The sequence below is a fragment of the Boseongicola sp. genome, from assembly GCF_057460485.1.
On the sequence record NZ_JBVCWP010000326.1, the window covers coordinates 1 to 4,023 of the forward strand.

Genomic DNA, 4,023 nt, shown 5'->3' on the forward strand with positions numbered 1-4,023 from the left:
GAGGCCAATAGAGCGCCCCGGTAGGAAGCAAACATATTTGTTCATCGCAGAATGAAATCGTGGCGTTCATGCTTCGTTCTTGGTTCGTGATTGTTTGGATTGCAAGCCTCTTGATAGCGCTGCGCAGACGCCGCAGGCTGCCAAAGTAATGCGGCCAAGAGATAAACCAACGTTAACCGTAATCAGGGACGCTTAAATTGGATACGAGCCCTGTGTGCGAGGCTTAGGATGGATTGTGCCGCACAGTTTTCTCCTTTTGAGGCAAGTGATCAAGGCCTGCAGCCTGCATCAATCGCTCGGCTTCTTGCTCTGCCAGTCGCGCCCTGCCTTCTCCAAAAACGGGCACGCGACCGGCCTCAAGAAACAAAGGCGCCGCCAGTGGTGTGACGCGATCAAGCACAAGATGGTCGATATGCCCGTTGGTGCGTTCCAGCATGTTTTCAATGCGCCCAAAATCCACAAGCCCCCTCATCGCTTCGTCGCGTGTGATGTCCAGCATAAGGTGATCAGGGTCATATTTGGTCAAAGTATCATAGAGAATGTCGGACGAAAAACTCGCCTGTCGCCCGCTTCTGCGTTGATGTCCCCAATTGCGCTCCAAGAGCCCGGCAATAGTCGCCGATGCGCGGAAAGTACGCTTCATGACAGCGTTGCCAGACAACCAGGTTTCGAAGGCGTCTCTCAAGTTCTCGCCATTAAAAAGGGGGTGCGGGTCTGGCACCTGATTGAGCCCCCAGATCAAAACGGCATAGTCAGTGGCAACAAACCCCAAGGGATCAAGCCCTGCGTTTTCCATGCGTTCAGTAACTAATAAACCCAGTGTTTGCATTGCGTTACGACCTGCAAAGCCATAGACGCAGGTGTGGTGCCGCCCATCATGCGGGAAGCTTTCGATCAGCAGTCGATCGGCACTTGGCAGCTTCGAAACCCTGCGCTGAAGCTTCAACCACTCAGATGTATGGCAGGGAAGTTCGGGCCAGCTTTCCTGTTTGAAAGTCCGGAGAATGCGCTCGGATAATTGGGTGGACGTGGCGAATTTCGTCCCCATAAACGTTGCGATTTTTGGTGGCTTGTTGGCTCTGCGCGAGACCTCGACTGTCAGTTCACGCAGTCCTTCGTACCGAACCACGCGGCCACCGATCAGGAACGTGTCGCCGGGCGTCAACGTCGCGGCAAAACCTTCCTCGATTTCCCCAAGTGGGCGCCCGCCGCCGCGCCCTTTCAGCCGGACTTTCAACGTATCAGTGTCCTGAATGGTGCCCAAGTTCATGCGGATTTGTTGAGCTGCCCGCGGGTCGCGCAATTGCCAAAGCCCGTCTTCCCGTTGCTTCAGGCGTTGCCATCGGTCGTAAGCGCGAAGCGCATAGCCGCCTGTCGCAACCATCTCGAGGCATTGGTCAAATGCGTCTTGTGTCAGATCTGAAAACGCGCCGGTCGAGGTAAATGTGCGATAAAGCGCGTCTGCATCGAAGGGTCCTCGGCAAGCGCGGATTAAGATGTGTTGACACAAGACATCGCGTGGTGCGCGACCACGAGGCTCGCCGTCGAGGTCCGCTTCGCGCACGGCCTCAAGTGCGGCAACGCACTCAACAACTTCAAATCGGTTCGCGGGAACCACCAGCGCCTTTGACGGCGCGTTGTAGGTATGATTTGCGCGACCAATCCGCTGCACGAGACGCTTCACGTTTTTCGGGGCGCCGATCTGAATGACAAGATCGACATCCCCCCAGTCAATGCCAAGGTCCAATGAGCCTGTCGCGACAATCGCGCGGAGATCTCCGCGGACCATCGCGGCCTCCACCCGTTCGCGTTGCTCGCGTGACAGGCTGCCGTGATGGATGCCGATTGGCAAACTGTCGTCGTTTGCCAGCCACAGCTCATGAAAAAATATTTCAGCCTGAGCGCGGGTATTGTGAAAGATCAACGTCGTCTTGTGGTTTTTGATTTCCTCGAGCACGCGAGGAATCGCATATTTTCCGCCGCCCCCAGACCACGGAGGTAACTCTTCAGTTTCAAGCATCGAGATATCTGGCGCGGGACCGGGGTCGGCGTATAGCACCGGACAGGGGTTTGGATGTCGCGCAAGAAAATGCGCAATAGCGCGTGGGTCTTCGACCGTTGCCGAAAGACCCACGCGACGCATGCCTGGTGCCAGCTCTTGCATCTCTGCAAGGCAGAGCATCAATTGATCGCCGCGTTTATTTTCTGAAAGAGCGTGAATTTCATCCACGATCACCCGAGACAGACCGGCGAAGATCCGTGGGGCGTCTTCGTAGGTGAGAAGCAACGCAAGGCTTTCGGGCGTGGTCAGCAGGATATGCGGCGGATCCGCGCGTTGGCGCCTTTTGCGCGTCGCAGAGGTGTCGCCCGTGCGATCTTCGACGCGGACCGGAAGTCCCATTGCGTCAATGGGCGTGCCAAGGTTTCTGCGAATGTCGGCTGCCAGCGCTTTCAGAGGTGAGACGTAGATTGTGTGCAAACCGCTGTGCAAGCCATCCGCCAGCTCTGTGAGGGTAGGCAGGAACCCCGCAAGCGTTTTGCCGCCGCCGGTCGGTGCGATCAAAAGAAGCGAAGACGCCTCTGATCGCGAGACCATTTCGGACTGATGTGGGTGGATTGCCCAACCACGCGAAGCAAACCAGTCGTCAAATTTCTTGGGAAGCGCGGGCATATATCGCAAATAGGCTGAACCCGCGTCCGGGGAAAGCCTTTGCGTTTATCAAATGCAAATGTTGGGTATGTTGTCGGGAGGGGGCAATGCCCCTCCGTTTGGCCGCTCAGGATCAGGCCCCGTGCGACCGAGATGTTAGTGGATGATCTTTTCTTCTTTGACGAACATGTTCGACCAAGCGCGGTCGATCAGTTCGGGGGACATCTGATAGGGGATGCCCTCAAATTCGCAGATAGCAATCATCTGATCCACAAGGAAGATCGGCTGATAGTTCGCATAGATATTGTCGATCGTCGGATATTTGTGCTTGATCAGGTAAACCAGCGTGTCTTCGTCCAGCGGCATCTTGCGCTTGCGCGCGACCATGGCGAAGATTTTCAGGTAGTCTTCCTGATCGGGGCCATCAATTTTGATCTTGAAAAAGATCCGGCGCAGGGCCGCTTTGTCGAAGATTTCGTTTGGGTGGAAGTTGGTTGAGAAAATCACAAGAGTGTCGAAGGGGACCTCGAACTTCTCGCCTGATTGAAGCGAAAGGATATCCTTGTTTTCTTCCAGGGGGACAATCCAGCGGTTCACCAGCGCCTGCGGCGGCTCTTCCTGACGGCCAAGGTCGTCCACGATAAAGACGCCGCCGGTAGATTTAAGTTGTAGCGGTGCCTGATAGGTGCGAGCGGTGGGATTATAGATAAGGTCAAGCATCGAGAGCGACAACTCACCACCAGTGATCACCGTAGGACGATCACAAAGCACGTATCGCGTGTCATAGCGCCCGGAAGCCCTGCGGAGCGCGTTTGGATCATCGACCTGTTCTTGCGCGGCAGTGTGGACAATCGGATCATACACCGTGATCACCTGACCGGAATATTCAATGGCGCGCGGCACGTATATTTTGTAGCCCAAGGCGTCGCGAACGCCGTTCGAGATCGAGGACTTACCGTTTCCAGGAGGGCCATACATCAAAACCGAACGACCCGCGCTGACTGCGGGACCGAGATGGTCGAGCAGTTCTTCAGGTAGGATCAAGTGGCCCATGGCGCCGTTCAACTGGTCCCGAGTGACCTGAATATTGCGGATCGACTGGCGTTTGACCTGTTCAGAGTAGACATCCAAGGGCACCGGCATAGCGCCGTAGTATTCTGATTGGGCCAAGGCATCGAGCGCCCGGGCTTTGCCGACGTCAGTGAGTTGATACCCCATTGCGCCACCTGAGTTAGCGTGCAGCGTACCCGTTGCTTCGAGCATGCGCTGTTCACGGGCCATGTCGATAATTTCCTGAGTAACAGGGATCGGAAGGCAGACGGCCTTCGCAATTTCTGTCACGGCATCGATGTTCATTCGGAACATTGTTTTCA

Annotated in this window: 2 protein-coding genes; both read right to left on the bottom strand. The window is 55.8% G+C overall.

Features of this window, described 5'->3' with window-relative positions; translation table 11 throughout:
• Window positions 1–223: 223 nt before the first annotated feature.
• Window positions 224–2,671: a ligase-associated DNA damage response DEXH box helicase gene (locus AC221Y_RS21315; protein WP_486708349.1), complete on the bottom strand. Its 2,448-nt coding sequence runs from the start codon at window positions 2,669–2,671 to the stop codon at window positions 224–226.
• A gap of 135 nt (window positions 2,672–2,806) precedes the next feature.
• On the bottom strand, window positions 2,807–4,023 hold a 1,217-nt coding region (locus AC221Y_RS21320), incomplete at its 5' end, for a P-loop NTPase family protein (RefSeq protein ID WP_486708350.1).

What these genes read in the sequence shown, in the direction of transcription:
- AC221Y_RS21315 (WP_486708349.1), bottom strand. Translation starts at nt 2,671, where the DNA reads ATGCCCGCGCTTCCCAAGAAATTTGACGACTGGTTTGCTTCGCGTGGT.